The 17,044-nt window shown below is 57.0% G+C and carries 18 protein-coding genes; 7 read left to right on the forward strand and 11 right to left on the reverse strand.

Annotation, left to right across the window (positions count from 1 at the left end; translation table 11 throughout):
* The first annotated feature begins 2 nt into the window (after positions 1 to 2).
* Genes fdhF through ACFPDR_RS11990 form a run of 3 tightly spaced genes read left to right on the forward strand, consistent with a single transcriptional unit; the run spans position 3 to position 4,071 of the window.
* Entirely contained in the window at positions 3 to 2,924 is a 2,922-nt protein-coding gene (gene fdhF / locus ACFPDR_RS11980; RefSeq protein ID WP_060186304.1) for a formate dehydrogenase subunit alpha, read from the forward strand.
* A gap of 32 nt (positions 2,925 to 2,956) precedes the next feature.
* On the forward strand, positions 2,957 to 3,823 hold the full coding sequence (gene fdhD / locus ACFPDR_RS11985) for a formate dehydrogenase accessory sulfurtransferase FdhD (protein ID WP_060186303.1): 867 nt from the start codon (positions 2,957 to 2,959) through the stop codon (positions 3,821 to 3,823).
* Positions 3,820 to 4,071 (forward strand): formate dehydrogenase subunit delta, encoded by a 252-nt coding sequence (locus tag ACFPDR_RS11990; protein WP_009463888.1) that lies wholly within the window; start codon positions 3,820 to 3,822, stop codon positions 4,069 to 4,071. The genes fdhD and ACFPDR_RS11990 overlap by 4 nt, the downstream gene beginning before the upstream one ends.
* 61 nt (positions 4,072 to 4,132) lie before the next feature.
* On the opposite strand, the gene ACFPDR_RS11995 is transcribed toward ACFPDR_RS11990, so the two are convergent.
* Positions 4,133 to 4,594, reverse strand: coding sequence for a universal stress protein (locus ACFPDR_RS11995; RefSeq protein ID WP_035271213.1), 462 nt, complete (start codon positions 4,592 to 4,594; stop codon positions 4,133 to 4,135).
* A gap of 87 nt (positions 4,595 to 4,681) precedes the next feature.
* Complete coding sequence (locus ACFPDR_RS12000) at positions 4,682 to 5,023, reverse strand: TIGR01244 family sulfur transferase (protein ID WP_009463890.1); 342 nt, start codon at positions 5,021 to 5,023, stop codon at positions 4,682 to 4,684.
* Positions 5,024 to 5,073: 50 nt separating this feature from the next.
* On the opposite strand from ACFPDR_RS12000, the gene ACFPDR_RS12005 reads away from it, so the two are divergent.
* Complete coding sequence (locus tag ACFPDR_RS12005) at positions 5,074 to 5,670, forward strand: GNAT family N-acetyltransferase (RefSeq protein ID WP_060186302.1); 597 nt, start codon at positions 5,074 to 5,076, stop codon at positions 5,668 to 5,670.
* 9 nt (positions 5,671 to 5,679) lie between these two features.
* Here the strand turns inward: ACFPDR_RS12005 and ACFPDR_RS12010 are convergent, their stop codons facing one another.
* Positions 5,680 to 6,438, reverse strand: coding sequence for a ChbG/HpnK family deacetylase (locus ACFPDR_RS12010; RefSeq protein ID WP_080748027.1), 759 nt, complete (start codon positions 6,436 to 6,438; stop codon positions 5,680 to 5,682).
* Positions 6,439 to 6,498: 60 nt separating this feature from the next.
* Here ACFPDR_RS12010 and ACFPDR_RS12015 point away from each other — a divergent pair, with 60 nt between their 5' ends.
* Positions 6,499 to 6,876 (forward strand): GtrA family protein, encoded by a 378-nt coding sequence (locus tag ACFPDR_RS12015; protein WP_022983235.1) that lies wholly within the window; start codon positions 6,499 to 6,501, stop codon positions 6,874 to 6,876.
* Here the strand turns inward: ACFPDR_RS12015 and ACFPDR_RS12020 are convergent.
* Both ACFPDR_RS12020 and ACFPDR_RS12025 read right to left on the reverse strand, forming a co-directional pair.
* A complete protein-coding gene (locus tag ACFPDR_RS12020) occupies positions 6,815 to 8,485 on the reverse strand; it encodes an ArnT family glycosyltransferase (RefSeq protein WP_376911163.1) in 1,671 nt (556 codons plus the stop codon). The two genes, ACFPDR_RS12015 and ACFPDR_RS12020, sit on opposite strands and share 62 nt — an antisense overlap.
* Positions 8,486 to 8,627: 142 nt before the next feature.
* On the reverse strand, positions 8,628 to 9,647 hold the full coding sequence (locus ACFPDR_RS12025; RefSeq protein ID WP_060186300.1) for a glycosyltransferase family 2 protein: 1,020 nt from the start codon (positions 9,645 to 9,647) through the stop codon (positions 8,628 to 8,630).
* 343 nt (positions 9,648 to 9,990) lie between these two features.
* On the opposite strand from ACFPDR_RS12025, the gene ACFPDR_RS12030 reads away from it, so the two are divergent.
* Entirely contained in the window at positions 9,991 to 10,395 is a 405-nt protein-coding gene (locus ACFPDR_RS12030; RefSeq protein ID WP_009463895.1) for a group III truncated hemoglobin, read from the forward strand.
* A gap of 2 nt (positions 10,396 to 10,397) precedes the next feature.
* Positions 10,398 to 10,850, forward strand: coding sequence for an RrF2 family transcriptional regulator (locus ACFPDR_RS12035; protein WP_035271217.1), 453 nt, complete (start codon positions 10,398 to 10,400; stop codon positions 10,848 to 10,850).
* A 76-nt stretch (positions 10,851 to 10,926) separates the two neighbouring features.
* Here ACFPDR_RS12035 and serA read toward each other — a convergent pair whose 3' ends face one another.
* From serA to ACFPDR_RS12065, 6 genes are all read right to left on the reverse strand, one after another.
* On the reverse strand, positions 10,927 to 12,135 hold the full coding sequence (gene serA / locus ACFPDR_RS12040; RefSeq protein WP_035271218.1) for a phosphoglycerate dehydrogenase: 1,209 nt from the start codon (positions 12,133 to 12,135) through the stop codon (positions 10,927 to 10,929).
* A 220-nt stretch (positions 12,136 to 12,355) separates the two neighbouring features.
* A complete protein-coding gene (locus tag ACFPDR_RS12045; protein WP_009462237.1) occupies positions 12,356 to 13,357 on the reverse strand; it encodes a cytochrome-c peroxidase in 1,002 nt (333 codons plus the stop codon).
* Between the two features lie 275 nt (positions 13,358 to 13,632).
* Positions 13,633 to 14,337: an ABC transporter ATP-binding protein gene (locus ACFPDR_RS12050; protein WP_009462239.1), complete on the reverse strand. Its 705-nt coding sequence runs from the start codon at positions 14,335 to 14,337 to the stop codon at positions 13,633 to 13,635.
* Positions 14,330 to 15,151 (reverse strand): ABC transporter ATP-binding protein, encoded by an 822-nt coding sequence (locus ACFPDR_RS12055; RefSeq protein ID WP_009462241.1) that lies wholly within the window; start codon positions 15,149 to 15,151, stop codon positions 14,330 to 14,332. Before ACFPDR_RS12055 ends, ACFPDR_RS12050 begins: the two co-directional genes overlap by 8 nt.
* The gene (locus ACFPDR_RS12060; RefSeq protein ID WP_035271219.1) at positions 15,148 to 16,110 is read right to left on the reverse strand and encodes a branched-chain amino acid ABC transporter permease; all 963 of its coding nucleotides are present in this window, start codon (positions 16,108 to 16,110) and stop codon (positions 15,148 to 15,150) included. Before ACFPDR_RS12060 ends, ACFPDR_RS12055 begins: the two co-directional genes overlap by 4 nt.
* Before the next feature lie 3 nt (positions 16,111 to 16,113).
* Positions 16,114 to 17,034 (reverse strand): branched-chain amino acid ABC transporter permease, encoded by a 921-nt coding sequence (locus tag ACFPDR_RS12065; protein WP_022983237.1) that lies wholly within the window; start codon positions 17,032 to 17,034, stop codon positions 16,114 to 16,116.
* Positions 17,035 to 17,044 lie beyond the last annotated feature (10 nt).

Genomic DNA, 17,044 nt, shown 5'->3' on the forward strand with positions numbered 1-17,044 from the left:
CCATGAAAGAAACAGTCGCCGTACGCGAACGTGACCTGGGCACCCCAGCCTCGACCCAGACCGAGATGGTCAACCTGACCATCGATGGCAAATTGATTGAAGTGCCCGTCGGCACTTCCGTGATGCACGCAGCCGCCTTGGCCGGTATCAATATTCCCAAGCTGTGCGCCACCGATTCGCTGGAGGCCTTTGGCTCCTGCCGTCTGTGCCTGGTGGACATTGAAGGCCGTCGCGGCCACCCTGCTTCCTGCACCACCCTGGTGGAAGAAGGCATGGTCGTCCAAACCGAAAACGACACCCTGCACAAGCTGCGCCGCAACGTGATGGAGCTGTACATCTCCGATCACCCGCTGGACTGCCTGACCTGTCCTGCCAACGGCAATTGCGAACTGCAAGACATGGCCGGTGTGGTGGGCCTGCGCAGCGTGCGCTATGGCTTTGATGGTGCCAACCACCTGGACGATACTACCGACAATTCCAACCCTTACTTTGCCTACGACTCCAGCAAATGCATTGTCTGCAATCGCTGCGTGCGCGCCTGTGAGGAAGTTCAGGGCACCTTTGCATTGACCATCGACAAGCGTGGTTTTGAATCGCGCGTCACTGCCGGCCAGAACGATGGTTTTCTGGGCAGCGATTGCGTCTCCTGCGGTGCTTGTGTCCAGGCCTGCCCGACTTCTTCCTTGATGGAAAAGTCGGTTATCGACCTGGGTCAGCCCGAGCACGCCGTCATCACCACCTGCGCCTATTGCGGTGTCGGTTGCGGCTTCAAGGCCGAGATGAAGGGCGACAAAGTCATTCGCATGACACCCTGGAAAGACGGCAAGGCCAACCGTGGCCACGCCTGCGTGAAAGGTCGTTTCGCCTGGGGTTACGCCACGCACCAGGACCGTATCCTGAGCCCCATGATACGCAAGAGCATTACGGACCCCTGGCAGGAAGTGTCGTGGGACGAGGCCATCAATTACGCCGCCTCCGAGTTCCGTCGCATTCAGGATCAGCACGGTCGTGACGCGGTGGGCGGTATCACCTCCTCGCGTTGCACCAACGAAGAAACCTATCTGGTGCAAAAGCTGGTTCGTGCCGCCTTTGGTACCAATAACGTGGACACCTGTGCCCGCGTGTGTCACTCCCCGACCGGCTACGGTCTGAAGATGACCCTGGGTGAGTCCGCCGGTACGCAAACCTTTGACTCGGTGATGCACACCGACGTAGTGATCGTTATGGGTGCCAACCCCAGCGCCGCTCACCCCGTATTTGCGTCGCGCCTGAAACGTCGCCTGCGCCAGGGTGCCCGCCTGATCGTGATCGACCCGCGTCAAACTGAACTGGTCAGCTCGCCGCACATCCAGGCCGACTATCACCTGCCCCTGCGTCCAGGCACCAACACCGCCATGCTGACCGCCATGGCCCACGTGATCGTCACCGAAAATCTGGTGAACGAGGCCTATGTGGCCGAACGCTGCGATACCGCGGCCTTCAATGAATGGCGCAGCTTTGTCAGCCAGCCCCAGAACTCGCCGGAAGCCATGGCCGAGATCTGCGGTGTGTCCGCCGACGACATCCGTGGCGCAGCCCGTCTATACGCCACCGGCGGTAACGGTTCGATCTACTACGGTCTGGGTGTGACAGAACACAGCCAGGGCTCCACCACTGTGATGGCCATTGCCAACCTGGCCATGGCCACCGGCAACGTAGGCCGCGAAGGTGTGGGTGTGAACCCGCTGCGTGGTCAGAACAACGTGCAAGGCTCCTGCGATATGGGCTCCTTCCCGCACGAGTTCCCCGGCTACCGTCACGTCTCCGACACCAGCGTACGCCAGCAGTTTGAAGAGGCCTGGGGCGTATCTCTGCAATCTGAACCCGGTCTGCGCATTCCCAATATGTTTGACGCCGCCTTGAGTGGCAGCTTCAAGGGGCTGTACTGCCAGGGCGAAGACATTGTTCAGTCCGACCCGAACACCCAGCACGTGGCCGCCGCCATGGCTGCCATGGAGTGTGTGGTGGTACAGGATCTGTTCCTGAACGAAACCGCCAAGTACGCCCACGTGTTCCTGCCCGGTTCATCCTTCCTGGAAAAAGACGGCACCTTCACCAACGCCGAGCGCCGCATTTCGCGCGTACGCAAAGTGATGGAGCCCAAGGCGGGCATGGCCGACTGGGAAGTCACCTGCGCCCTGGCCCGTGCTTTGGGCTACCCCATGAATTACGAGCATCCCGGCCAGATCATGGACGAGATCGCCCGTCTGACCCCGACCTTTGCCGGCGTGTCTTACGATCGCATCCAGGAACTGGGTGGCAGCGTGCAATGGCCTTGCAACGAACAGGCGCCTGAAGGCACCCCCACCATGCACATCGACGAGTTCGTGCGTGGCAAGGGCCGCTTCATGCTGACTCAGTACGTACCCACCGAAGAGCGCAGCAGCCGCAAGTTCCCCTTGCTGCTGACCACCGGCCGTATCCTGTCGCAATACAACGTGGGCGCACAAACCCGCCGTACCGACAACGTGGCCTGGCATGCAGAGGACTTGCTGGAAATTCACCCGGTGGATGCCGAAGATCGTGGCATTCGCAGTGGCGACAAAGTCTCGGTCAAGAGCCGTGCGGGCGAGACCGCCCTGCGCGCGACGGTGACCGAACGAGTGCAGCCAGGGGTGGTCTATACTACTTTCCACTTTCCCGAGTCGGGCGCCAACGTGGTCACCACCAACAACTCGGACTGGGCAACCAACTGCCCCGAGTACAAGGTGACGGCCGTGCAGATTCAGCGCGTGACCTCCGAGTCGGCCTGGCAAAATCGCTGGAACCGTTTCCACGATATTCAGCAGCGTCTCCTGCAAGGCGAGACCGTCCCGGCCGAGGATTTGGCCCAGGCGGATCACAGCCATTCGCATGAGCATGCCGAGGCCGTCGCGAAAGTATGATGCGTCCCAACAGGCCCTAAGGAGTTGCCCACGTGAGCCAGGCAGATTTTCGTGATGCCAGCGCCCCTGCCACCGTATGGCGGCAGGCGCGTACCCCAGCAGAAGCACAAGCTGACACCCTGCCCCAAGAGGATCAGGATGCGCTGGCGCGCGAACAGGCCGTGGCTCTGGAGTTCAATGGCATCAGCCATAGTGCCTTGTTATGCAGCCCCAGCGATCTGGAGGATCTGGCTTACGGATTTTCCATGACCGAGGGCATCATCCGTACCGCTGACGATATACGCGGCGTGGATGTGCTGGAAGGCGAGCGCGGCAGCCTGCTGCAAATCGAGATTGCCAGTGCTTGCCAGCATCAGCTCAAGGCGCGTCGCCGTCAGCTGGCTGGCCGTACAGGCTGTGGCCTGTGTGGTCTGGAAAGTCTGGACGAGGTACGCCGACAGCTACCCCGTCTGGATGCTCCCGAGCACCGCCCCGATGCTTCCGCCATCTTCCAGGCCCTGGATGCCTTGCGCTCCAGCCAGCCCTTGCATCGTCTGACGGGCGCTACCCATGCGGCTGCCTGGTGCAATCTGCAAGGCGATATCCTGGCCGTGCGTGAGGATGTAGGTCGCCACAACGCGCTGGACAAGCTGCTGGGCCACATGCTGCGCAACGATATTGATCCCCGCTCTGGCATGGTGCTGATCTCCAGCCGTGCCAGCTTCGAGATGGTCCAGAAGGCCGCTGCCATGGGCATCAACTTTGTGGTGGCCGTCTCCGCCCCCACCGCCTATGCCGTGCAGATTGCCGATGAACTGGGTGTCATGCTGGCCGCCTTCGCCCGTGACCGCAGCTTCACGCTGTACAGCCATCCCCATTATCTGAATTCTGCCGAGTCACGCTCGGCCACATCACCATGAACATTGTTCCTTTGATTCCCATGGCCAACCAGATCGGTCAGTTCTTTGAAATCCTGAGCAATCGGGAGCAAGGACTGCGCGAGATTGCGGAACATATCCAGAAATTCTGGGACCCGCGCATGCGCCGCTCCCTGCTGGATTTTGTGGAACAAAATCCCAGCGGTAAAAGCGAAGATGGCGAGCTGCTGCCTATTGTTTTGCAGGCAGTCGTGACCCATAAACAGCAACTGGAGCCACGCAGCCAATAAGACTTGCCGCAGACACAGAAAAGCCCGCCTAGGCGGGCTTTTTCTTTGGGCTGAAAAACGATTAATCGCTTTCTTTGACGCGGTACACCAGCACGGTGTTCTTGGCCATATTCAGCACCTTGATGGTCACGCTACCCAACAACAGGCGGGACAGACCACTGCGGCCGTGACTGCCGATAAAGATCAGATCGCAGCCTTCCTGCTCGGCAACCTGAACCACACCGTCGGCCACGTTGAAGTTCGATACGGATTTGCCGGTAGCCTTGACGCCAGCGGTCTCGGCACGGTCCAGAATTTGTTGCAGGTATTTCTGCGACTGTTCTTTGGCGGTCTTGTCGTAGTCCTCGTCGGTGATGGCGTAGGCAGCAGCCATACCATCAAAACCAACGGTGGCAGCAAATGGCTGCGTCACGTGCAAAGCCAGAACCTCGGCACCAATTTGGCGGGCAAAGGTCACGCCTTTGTTGGCTGCTTGGGAGGAGAGCTCGGAACCGTCAGTTGGAATCAGAATTTTCTTGAACATGGCATAACCCCTTTGAATGGAGACAGATAGCTTACCGCTGCATACCGGCACAGGACAAGCTAGTACAGACCTGAACCTTGAGCCAGGTCAGGATTCGTTCAATGCGCGGAACAATACGGCACAGCGAGTACCCGTGCGGCAGTAGGCCAAAGTCGGGCCAGGCAAGGCTTCAAGCAATTGACCAAAACGGGCAACATCAGCAGAAGTAATAGCGCTACCCACTACTGGCTGATACTCCACCTGCAAGCCTGCCGCCTGGGCGGCCTTCATCACGTCTGCCGACAAGGGCTGGTCGGGACCGCCTTCCATATCGGGACGGTTGATGATGACACTTTTAAAACCGGCATCGGCCACGGCTTGCATGTCCTCCCCCGATAATTGAGGGGCGACGGCCAATTGCTCGGTCAAAAACTGGTGCGGGAAGGACATAGAAACTCCTGAAATCGGGATAAACTAAATCAGTTCAAAGGAAAAATAGTATGTTCCCCCCCGATAGTACGCAAGCCCCTTTCTCTGCCTCCCTGCCGCAAGGCAATCACGCCAGTGCCTTGTTGATACGTCAGGCCACGTTGGACGATATGGCAGCAGTGCAAAACATCTATGCCTATCACGTGCTGCACAGCACGGCGACCTTTGAACAACGTCCACCGGACGAGCAGGAAATGCGTGCCCGCTTCACACAAGTGCGCGAGCAGAATTTGCCCTGGCTGGTCGCAGAGCTGGACGGGCAGATCGTGGGCTATGCCTACGCAGGAACGTATCGCTCCCGCCCGGCCTATCGCTTCACGATAGAAGACTCCATCTATCTGGCTCAAGGTCAGATTGGCAAAGGTCTGGGCAAAGCCTTGCTGGAACAATTGCTGCTGGAATGCGAGAAAGGCCCGTGGCGGCAAATGGTGGCCATCATCTCCGGCCATGACAGCCGGGGCTCGATTGCTCTGCACCGTTCGCTGGGCTTTGCCCATGTAGGTACTCAGCCAGCGGTAGGCTATAAATTCCAGCAGTGGATTGACGTGGTCATCATGCAGCGCAGTCTGGGTGACGGCAGCCAAAGCCAGCCAGCCCAGACGCTCTGATCTTCCTTCTCAGGCAATGCGCAGGCTGTATTGATCCAGCCATTGCTGCATCTCATCGGCAGCCAGCACCTCGTACTCTGCCTGACGTTGCAAGCCCACAGGATCGTCCTGCACGCTGCTCAAGGAGGGATGGCACATCATGCTGTCCCCGTGCTGCATCACCGCCAGCCAGGCTTTGACCAAGGCGCTGTAGCGCTCCTTACCACCTTGAAAGTCGTATACACCGGTAAAGCTGCTATTCAAGGTGGCACCTTTGGCTCTGGCCAGGCGCAACAAATCTCTGGAACCCAGCCCGGCAATAATCTGCGCCTTGAATCGGTCTTTAAACGCAAAACCCGTAGCCAGACGCTGGGCACCGGTATAGCGCAGCCAGGGCATGGAAGCGGCGTAACGACGCTCCATTTCCGCCAGCAAGGCCTCGCGTATCATGGGTAGTTGATGCACATGCTGATGCCCGTCGATATAGTCCGGGCCCTGCCCCATCACCTCTTCAAAACGATCCAGCTGGCGAGCCACGCTATCCTTGACCTTCTGATCATCCAGACGATGCAGCAGGCTGCGGATAATCACCTGCTTGAGCGGCATGGCATACACGCCCGCTTGGGAAGCAAACTCGGTAAAATTCAGGTGCAAACCTTTTTGCAGCGTGCTCTGGCGCAGTGCTGGTGCATTTTGCACAAAGCTGTCCCCATCGACCAGGCAGGATGTTCCTGTCAGGCGTCGGGCCTGGGCCAATTTCAGTATGGCCTCGTCCACGGCGGGGGCCATGCCAAAATCATCCGCGCATATACTGATCTGCCTGTCCTTGGCCACTGCTCGCTCCGCTTTATGTCTCGTCAAATCATTCTGTTCATACTGGTCGGCACTTTGGCCGCCTTCACGCACTGGGGCATTGTAATCGCCCTGGTGCAAACGCTGAGCCTGTCTCCGCTGCTGGCCAATCTTTTTGGCTGGTTGATTGCGTTCCTGGTGTCCTTTGGTGGCCACTACTGGCTGACATTCCGCTCCCAGAATGCCCGCTTTCTGCCGGCTCTGACACGTTTTTTTCTGGTGTCTGCCGCTGGCTTCGCCGTCAACGAAGCCAGCTATGCGTTTTTACTGAATCATTCTGGTCTGCGCTACGACTTGCTGCTGGGCCTGATTCTTATCGGCTTGGCTGTGCTGACGTTTCTGGCTGGGCGGCTTTGGGCGTTCCGCCGCACATAAGCTCGTACTCGTCGTGATCAAAGCGCCACAGAGCAATACGCTGATCTTCATAAAGGCGCTGAGCATGGTTAAGCACCTGGCTTTGGCGCACGGCATCTGGCGAGCCGATCAACCAGACTACCGCCTTGCTGTCCCGACATAACTGCTGACGAAGGGTTGCCCGATCTATCAAGGTCAGCGCCCCACGTTGCGGCTCAAAGCGAGCTGCCTCCAGCAGCTCCTTGCGCCAACTATCGGTGCGCATGATTTCCGGATCATCCCAGCGTCCCATCACGCTGATGTTCTGCAGGCCCGGAACATAGAAGCCCAGGTCATAACGGTAATTATTCAGAAAGACGACACGGTCACCCTTTTGGTATTCACTGGCCAGTACACGGCCCAAGGCCTGACTGTTGACCTGTGGGCGCAACATCATCGTCACCACGGCAAACGCACAAATCGCAACACAAACACCCAGGCTCCAGACCGCAAAGCGCTCTACCTTTGCTTCCCCATCCCGCTGACTGCGGCGAATCACCACATCCGCCAGAAAAAAAGCCCAAGGGCCAATCGCAGGCAGGACATAGCCCACCAGCTTGGACGTAGGAACGGAAAAGAAAACCAGCACAGTCAGCAATGCCGACAGCATCAAGCCTCGTACTGCTCCCAAACCGTCGGAAGCATTAGCAGAACCACGAAAGCGCTTGAACAAGAATGGCGTCCAACCCAAGGTGGCAACAGGCATCAGGGCAAAGTAGAACCAGAAAGGCTGAGGGTTGTTAAAGCCGGTTTCCAGAAAACGCTGGAAGTGCTGATAGACGATGTAATAGTCAAAAAAACCGGGGTAGCGCGCCTGCATGGCCCACATCCAGGGCGTGGCAACCAGCAGCAAAACCCCCAGGCCTGTCACAGAAAACAGGCGCAACAACGTACGCCACTGGCCTCGACCCAGCAGCCAGAACACCAAGATACCGCCGGGGATCAAAATCCCGATCAAGCCTTTTGCCAGAAAAGCCAGGCCTGCGGTGGCATACAGCCCCATCAAGGCCCAACGATAGGAGCGCCCCTGCTCCATCTGCAAGGCAGCATGACCACCCAAGAGCACACAGCTACTGATCAAGGCAGCAACCGTCATGTCCAGATTGGCGTAATGGGAAGCACCGAAAAGCAAGGGGCTGCTGACCAGAATCAAAGCCGTCCAGCCCGCATGTTGCTGGCTGGCATGACGCTTCAAGAACGCGTGCATACCGGCAATCAACAAGGCCGCCATCAAGGCAGGTACCAGACGAGCAGCCACAAAATTCACACCCAACACTTTCAGGCTCAGGGCAGTCAGCCAATAATGCAAGGGAGGTTTATGGAAAAACGGCAGGCCGTCCAGACGCGGCACCAGATAATCACCGGATTCCAGCATGGACAGGGCCACGCCGACATAACGCCCCTCATCCGGAATCAACAAGGGGTACGCCCCCAGGGTCAGCGCAAACCACAGCAGTGCCAGCAGCCCCACGGACACACTAGAGAGCGTACCCAGGCGCTGGACGCCGCAACGTAACCAGTAGGCCGGTCCACGCGCTTGTCCAAGCGGTAGCGTTGCACCGGAAGAGGAAAAGGAATTATCGGTACTCATCGCTCAAAGCCAAACCAATAGGGGTAGGCAGCTACTTGTGTAGCTGTCGAAGCGATTCAGAATATCGATGTAGCGTTCAATTACAAATGAGAGCAGTTCGCCAATTAAACGATCCGGCCTGCCTTCAAAACCAGGCTTGCCTTCAGCCTTGCTGCGGGTCCTGATCGGGGGTCGCTAACTGCTTCTGGTCAGGTGCCGGTTCAGAGGCCTGAGCCAGTCCCTGCCCCCGGCGACGATGCACCAGATACAAGGGCCGATGCTTGACCTCGGCAAAGATGCTGGCGACATACTCGCCCACCACACCCAGCGAGAGCATATTCACCCCCGCGAAAAACAGTACCACCGTAATCAAGGTTGCCCAGCCCCGAACGGCATCCCCATACAACAAGTGCTTGAAGATAATGAACAAGCCGTAGCTGAAAGACAGCATGGCCAACACTGCCCCTAACAGGCTCAACAACCGCAGTGGCCAGGTGGTGAATGCCGTCAAACCATCCACCGCAAAGCGCAATAGTTTAGTGGGGCGGAATCGGCTGACACCATGCAAGCGTTCGGCAGGCGAGTAGTAAATGGGCTCGGACGGAAAACCCACCCAGGCAAACAAGCCTTTCATGAAGCGGCTGCGCTCGGGCAAGGCCATCAAGGCATCAACGACACAGCGATCCATCAGGCGAAAATCGCCTGCATCACGCGGCACACGCAAACCGTTAGACGTGCGCATCAGCTTGTAAAACAAACTGGTGCCCGCCCGCTTCATCCAGGTCTCGTCGTCACGGGTTTCCCGCACGGCATAGACCATTTCCAGGCCTGTAGACCAGCGCTCCAGCATGGCTTCGATCAAGGCAGGGGGATGCTGCAAATCCGCATCCATGCACACGACTACCTGCCCGCGGCTGGCCTCCAGCCCTGCCGTCAACGCCGCCTCTTTGCCAAAGTTGCGCGATAACTGCAAATAGACCAATTGAGGGTAGGTTTGACGCAATTGCTCAATAACCAAAGGCGTTGCGTCGGTACTGCCATCGTCAACGAAAATGATTTCAAAGTCCGGAACCAGTTCGCGCAACTTTGCCACCAAAACCGGCAGCAATGCGGGCAGGTTTTCTGCTTCATTCAAACCAGGGATAACGCAAGAAAGCGTTTGGGCCTGTCGTTTTGTAATCATTATTCCTTGAGCACCGTGCTGTAACAAAACCAAGGTCTAGCCAACAAAAAGTAATCGTAGCCCGCCAGACCGCCTAGTGCAATTTACCTTCGGTGATACTTGTCTTTCTTAAAGAGCACCGTTCAAGACTTGTACAGCCCTTGCAAGCCGGCCAGACTGGCCAAACACCGCAAACGCAACATCCATACGCTGAAACGTGCAAGCAGTGTAGGAAAGCAAGCGTTGAATCAGCGTGAAATCCGGCGTGAAAATGTCCCGTTCCCAAGCGTTTTCTTTCCGGCTTGACCCCGATGAGTCCTACCAATAAGATAGATAAAATATATATCTTTAAATTCAAAATATTATGGCTCTCAACCCTTTGTGTACCCGCCAGGAAATTCATGACCTGGTCTGGGACTTTTACGATCGCATCCGCATGGACGACGTCCTTGGCCCCATTTTCTCCGAGCGCATCAAGGATTGGGATACGCATCTGGGCGTAATGGAAGAGTTCTGGTCATCTCTATTGCTCAAGACCGATGGCTTCAATGGCAATCCCATGGCCAAGCATTTGTCGCTCAAGCATATTCAGGCCAGCCACTTTGAACAATGGCTACGCCTGTTCAAGGAAACCTGCCAGGAGCGTGAAAACCAGGCCATGGCCGCGCTGGCATTGGAATATGCCCAGCGCATCGCCCGCAGCTTCTGGTTTGGCTACCAGTTCCAGCACAACCCCACTCAAGTGGCCAGCGAGCTGCAACTGCCCTGATCATGCGTCTGACCAACCTTACCGACTACGCCCTGCGTCAATTGATGTATCTGGGTCAGAACGAAGACAGGCTCTGTACCATCGCGGAAATTGCCCAGTACCACCAGATTTCCCAAGCCCATCTGATGAAAGTCACCCACCTGCTCGCCAAGGGCGGGTGGATTCAGACACAGCGCGGGAAAAACGGCGGAATGCGGCTGGCCCGTGCGCCGGAAGACATCAACCTGGGCGAGCTGGTACGCTATACCGAAACCGATCTGGCGGTAGTGGAGTGCCTGGGCAGCGGCACCCACTGCATCCTGAGCGGTCGCTGCAACCTGAGCAATATCCTTAAACAGGCGCTGGCCCAGTTCCTGAGTTATCTGGATAACTACACCTTGCGCGACATTATTGTTCCTGGCAGCAGCCCGGAACAGACGATTGCCTGGCCCACCAAGTCCATGCACTCGGCCTGATCGCAGACGGACGGATAGCAGACGGCCCCGGATTCAAAAGAATCCGGGGCCGTTTGTTTAGGATCCGATTACCGCTTCAAGCCGGGAAAATCAGATCGCTCCGTACGGTACCAGGATGGGCACGCACAGCTTCCAGCAAACCCTGCTCGGGCACACGATCCAGGTCCGTCATGGCATAACCCAACTCGCCTTGCGTTTGCAGCTGCTGGCGGGTGATGTTGATACCGTGCTGGGCCAGAATATTGTTCAAGCCACCCATCGCGCCGGGAACGTTGCGATGAACATGCAGCAGGCGCACAGCACCCTGGATGTCGTAGTAAGACACTTCGGGGAAGTTCACCGCGCCCTTGGTAGCGCCGCTACGCAAGTAGCTAACCAGTTTCTCGGCCACTTCACGGCCAATGTTTTCCTGGGATTCCTGAGTACTACCGCCAATATGCGGCGTCAGGATCACATTAGGCATACCGATCAAGGGGCTCTTCAAAGGTTCGTCCACGCTTTTCGGTTCGGTTGGGAACACGTCCAGCGCAGCACCTGCCAGATGACCGCTAAGCAAAGCCTGGTGCAAGGCATCAATATCCACCACCGTGCCGCGAGAAGCGTTGATCAGGATGGAACCGGGTTTCATGGCCGCAATCGTCTCGGCATTCATGATGTTGTGCGTGCCCTGCCCGCCTGGTACGTGCAAGGTGACCACATCGGACTCGGCCAGCATCTGCTTCAAGCTGCCATAGACACGGGCATTGCTCAGCGGCAGTTTGGATTCCACATCGTGGTAGAGCACGCGCATACCCAGCGCTTCGGCCAGAGTACCGACTTGGGAACCAATATTGCCGTAACCAATCACGCCCAAAGTCTTGCCACGGATCTCGAAAGCGCCATCGGCACTTTTGTCCCAGAAACCCTGGTGTACGCGCAGGTTCTTCTCGGGGATACGACGTAGCAACAAGATGGCCTCACCCAGCACCAGCTCGGCAACGGAGCGGGTATTGGAGAACGGCGCATTAAAGACCGGTACACCATGGTTCTGGGCTTGATCCAGATCCACCTGGTTGGTACCAATACAAAAGCATCCCAGCACTTTGAGCTGGTCTGCGTGCTCCAGCACCCGGCTGTCAAACTGGGTACGGGAACGAATTCCGACAACTTCGGCGCCTTTGACAGCGTCCAGCAGCTCCTGACCCGACAAGGCTCCCTTGTAGGTCTGAATATCGGTCAAACCCGCAGCCTCAAAAACTTCACGGGCGCTAGGATGAATGTTTTCAAACAGGACAATGCGACTCATGATGGTTCCAGTCATTGAAATAGTATCTAAATGGTACTATTTTTTTAGCCCGCCTGATCGAGCATCAACAATAACAGCAGGGGATTCTTGTCTTGAACGCCAAGCAAGGCCATGAATCCACAGCCAAATACAAAAACCCAGGCCAGGAAAATAAAAAATCCAGGACCTGGGTCACTTCAAGGCGGCCTAGCTCATGAAAAGCCGCCTGAATAGCCTGCTATCAAGAACCAAATGGCACCGGACGTGGTGTGTTGTCACGCGAAGGTGGCAGAATTGGCAGCACGATTTCAGGCTGTTTGCCCGTCAGCGTTTTCAGGAACGCGACGATCTGGGCATTTTCCTCTGCAGAGAAACTGCGACCCAACTGCAGACGACCCATTGTATCCACTGCTTCAGTCAAGGTATTGACGGCACCATCGTGGAAGTAAGGGTAGGTCAGCTCGACGTTACGCAAGGTAGGAACCTTGAAGTTGAAACGGTCAGCATCCTTACCCGTCACAGCCGCACGGCCTTCAGCCGGGTTGGTGGTTTGGTACGGCTCGATCAGACCCATTTTCTGGAAGGAGGTACCGCCCAGATTGGGACCGTTGTGGCAGGCCACACAACCACTATTCTTGAACAGTTGATAGCCAGCCAGCTCCTGATCAGTAATGGCTTTCTTGTCACCCTTCAACCACAGGTCAAAGCGGGAATCGGGCGTCACCAAGGTTTCTTCAAAGGCGGCAATTGCGGAGGTGACTTCATCAATACCGAAGTCGGCCTTGCCAAAGACTTGCTTGAACTCGGCCTTGTACTCGGGGATGGAGCTCAGGAACTCCATGGCCAGCTCGTGTGTGAACGCCATTTCCTTGGGGTTGGCAATCGGGCCACCGGCCTGCTCTTTCAGGTCGCTGGCACGGCCGTCCCAGAACTGGGCCACGTTCAGGCTGGAGTTCAGGACGGTAGGCGAGTTGATGGGGCCTTCCTGCCAGCGATCCCCGATGGAGGTACGGATATTGTCCGTGCCACCCATGCTCAGGTTATGACAGGAGTTACAGGAGATGAAACCAGAACGGGACAGGCGAGGTTCAAACCACAGCTTCTTGCCCAGTTCAACGCGTGCCGGATCAGTGACAACTGCGGCGGGAATCGGCTGTACAGGCTCATTTTCCTGAGCTTGCGCGGCACTGCCAAGCAGCAGACCGGCGGCCAGAGCAGAGAGAGTGAACAGGCGTAATTTCATAACAACTTCCTTATGGGATGACAGAGCTTCCTGCCAGTGAGTGGTCCGGTTAGGACCCATAACCCTGCTGGCCTTATGGACATCGTAAGGAATGCCATTTCATTACACATTGATACATCGCAAGGAAATAATCTTTCCAGAGATGCTTAGGGAACTTTCAGAAGAAAGTGCAACTACTCCGCCACAATCCCCTATAGCGCCTTGACGAAACTCATAAAAAATGCCGCCTGCAATCAAGCAGGCGGCATCTTGGGATTGTTGCAGTTTGTGTTTTTTTACACGCCCAAATAGCGCGTCCACAAGGTGCGATCAGCCCCCAATGCTTCGGAGTTCCCCTGCCAGACCAATTTGCCACGTTCCAGAATAATGTGGTGATCCGACAAGGCCATCAGCCGCTCGACATATTTGTCGATCAGCAAGATGGTTTGCCCTTCTTCACGCAAGACGGCCAGACAGTTCCAGATTTCTTCACGCACCTTGGGTGCCAGTCCCTCGGAGGCTTCATCCAGAATCAGCAGCTTGGGGTTGGTGACCAGCGCACGGCCAATGGCCAGCATTTGCTGTTCACCGCCCGAGAGCTGGTTGCCCATATTGGACGCACGCTCACGCAAGCGCGGGAAAAAGTCATAGACACGCTCGGGCGTCCAGGTCTTGTTGGCTTTGGGGTTGCGGTTGCAAGCAAAGGCCGTCAAGTGCTCGGCCACGGTCAGGTTGGGAAAGCACTGACGCCCTTCGGGCACAATGGCAATCCCGGCACGGGCAATACGGTCCGGATTCCAGCCCGCAATGGACTGGCCGTCGAACTTCACATCGCCGCCGCGCACCGGCAACTGGCCCAGAATGGTTTTCAGCAAGGTGGTCTTGCCCATGCCATTACGGCCCAGCACAGTCACAACCTGCCCGCTACGAATGGACAGATCTACCCCGAACAGCACCTGGCTGGCGCCATAGCCGCTTTGTAATTGAGTCGTTTCAAGCATGGCTTTCCACCTTGGTTGGAACTGGCGTGTCGTCGTCGCCCAGATAAGCTTGACGCACAGCCTCGTTATCGCGGATTTCGGCAGCCGTGCCGGTAGCAATAATGTGCCCCGCCACCAGCACAGAAATCCGGTCAGCCAGACGGAAAACGGCTTCCATATCATGCTCGACCAGCAACATGGTGGCTTTGCCACGCATGGTTTCGATCAATTCAGTCAGGCGCAGCGTTTCGTCCGGCCCCATCCCGGCCATAGGCTCATCCAGCAGCAGAACTTGCGGACGGCTGGCCAAAGCCAGGGCGAATTCCACCTTGCGCTGCTCGCCATGCGGCAACACACCGGCCTGGGTATGCAGCAAGGACGCATCAATGGCACATTCGGCAGCCAAAGCACGGGCTTGCTCGTACAGCTCGGTTTCCGCCTGACGAGCACGCCAGAAGCGGAAGCTGCTGCCACTGCATGCCTGCAAAGCCAGCACCAGGTTATCCAGCACCGTGTAGTTCTTGAAGATGTTGGTGATCTGGAACGAACGTGCCAGACCGGCAGCCACACGCTGGTGACCCGACAAGGAAGTCACATCCCGGCCACCCAGCAAGAGCTGGCCCGAATCCGGGGTCAAGGTGCCCGACAGCAAATGAATCAGGGTCGATTTACCAGCCCCGTTCGGGCCGATCAAACCATGAATTTCACCAGGCACCAGGTCCAGGGACACATCGTTGGTAGCCTGCAAAGCACCAAAGCGCTTCATCAGACCACGGGCTTGCAAAGCGGCCGAGCCGCTGCCCGCCTTGGAGGCGGTTGCTATCGTGTTCGTCATGCTTGCTCCTTGGCGGTAGTAGCGGGATCAGCGGCCGAGCGGACACGCACCAGCCCGGCCAGCCCCTTGGGTGCAAAAAACACCACCAGCAGCAACAAGATACCCAAAGGCATGTGCCAGTACTCGGTCCAGTTGCGCAGCAACTCTTCCAGCACCAACATCACGAACGCACCCAGAGCACCGCCATACAGCAAGCCAATACCCCCCACCAGCACCATGATGATCAGGTCAGCCGACTGGGTCCAGTTCATCAGGCTGGGCGAGACAAACAGGTTGTGGTTGGCCAGCAAGGCTCCGGCCAGACCCATGATGGCGCCGCTCAAGGTGTAAGCCGTCAGGCGAATGCGGTAGACGGGGTAACCCAAGGTTGTCATGCGGCTTTCGTTTTCACGCGTGCCCATCAAGGCCTGCCCGAAACGGGCTTTAACCAGACGATTGAACAGGAACAGCACCCCCACCAGAATAGCCAGAACCAGGTAGTAAAAGCTCAGCTCATTGCTCAGATCAATCCCGGGCAAGGATGAATGGCTGTACATGTTCAGGCCGTCCTCGCCACCGTACTGGCGCAAGGAAATGAACAGATAAAAGATCATCTGGGCAAACGCCAGCGTGATCATGATGAAGTACACACCACGAGTACGCAGCGACACGGCACCGGTCAGGAAAGCCAGCAAGCCGGAGATCACCATGGCGGCAGGCCAGGCAATCAGGCCACTTTGCACGCCTTCGGTAGCCAGGATACCCACGGTATAGGCCCCTGCCCCGAAAAACGCGGCATGGCCCAGGGCCACCATCCCGCCATAACCCAGCACCAGATTCAAGGCACTGGCAGCCAGGGCATAGATGAAGATACGGCGTACAAACGAAATGTAGAACTCAAGTCCATACATCGGTGCAATCAAGGGGAAAGCCAATAAGGCCACCAGCACCAGGGCGGACAAAATACGCGAAGTAGACATACATTAACCTCGCGCCGGGAACAGGCCCGAAGGACGGAAAACAAGAACAACAGCCATCAGGACATAGATCGAAATGGCGGCAATCGTAGGACCGACGCTGGAAGCCACATCTGCCGGGAAAACGTTACGCAGCAACATAGGCAGGAATGCACGGCCAGCGGTATCAACCATACCCACCAGCAAGGCACCTACAAACGCGCCACGAATCGAACCAATCCCGCCAATCACGATGCAGACCAGAACCAGGATCAGAATGTCCTCGCCCATACCGATCTGAACCGCGGTAATCGGACCCAACAAGGCACCGGCCAGCGCTGCCAAAGCGGCTCCCAGAGTGAACACACCCAGGAACAGAATAGGCACACGCACCCCCATCAGGGTGGCCATTTGTCGGTTGGAAGCACCGGCACGCACCAGCACCCCAGCTCGTGTTTTGGTCACGAAGGCATACAGGGCCAGCGCCATCACCAGACCGACCGCAATAATCATCAGACGGAAGGCGGGATAGAGAAAGTCAGGCAAGAGTTCTACCGGCCCGGACAACAAGGCAGGCATATTCAACATAACGGGGGTTGGGCCCCAAATCATTTTGACCACATCATTGGCGATCAAAATAACGGCGTAGGTTCCCAGTACCTGAGCCAGGTGATCACGAGTGACCAGCTTGCGCAGAATGAGAATTTCCAAGGCAATACCGACCAGGGCTGTCACCGCCACCGCCACCACAATGGCGGCGGTAAAAGACCCTGTACGCTGCATGGTTTCCGCGGCCACATAGGCTCCCGCCATATAGAGGGAGCCGTGGGCCAGGTTCATGATATCCATAATGCCGAAGACCAAAGTCAGGCCCGCGGCAATCAGAAACAACATCAAACCAAACTGCAAACCATTCAGCAATTGCTCGCTAATCAGAATGAGCGACATGCTTTTACCA

It is taken from the genome of Alcaligenes sp. GCM10023179 (assembly GCF_042653705.1).
Taxonomy (GTDB): Bacteria; Pseudomonadota; Gammaproteobacteria; order Burkholderiales; family Burkholderiaceae_B; genus Alcaligenes; species Alcaligenes phenolicus.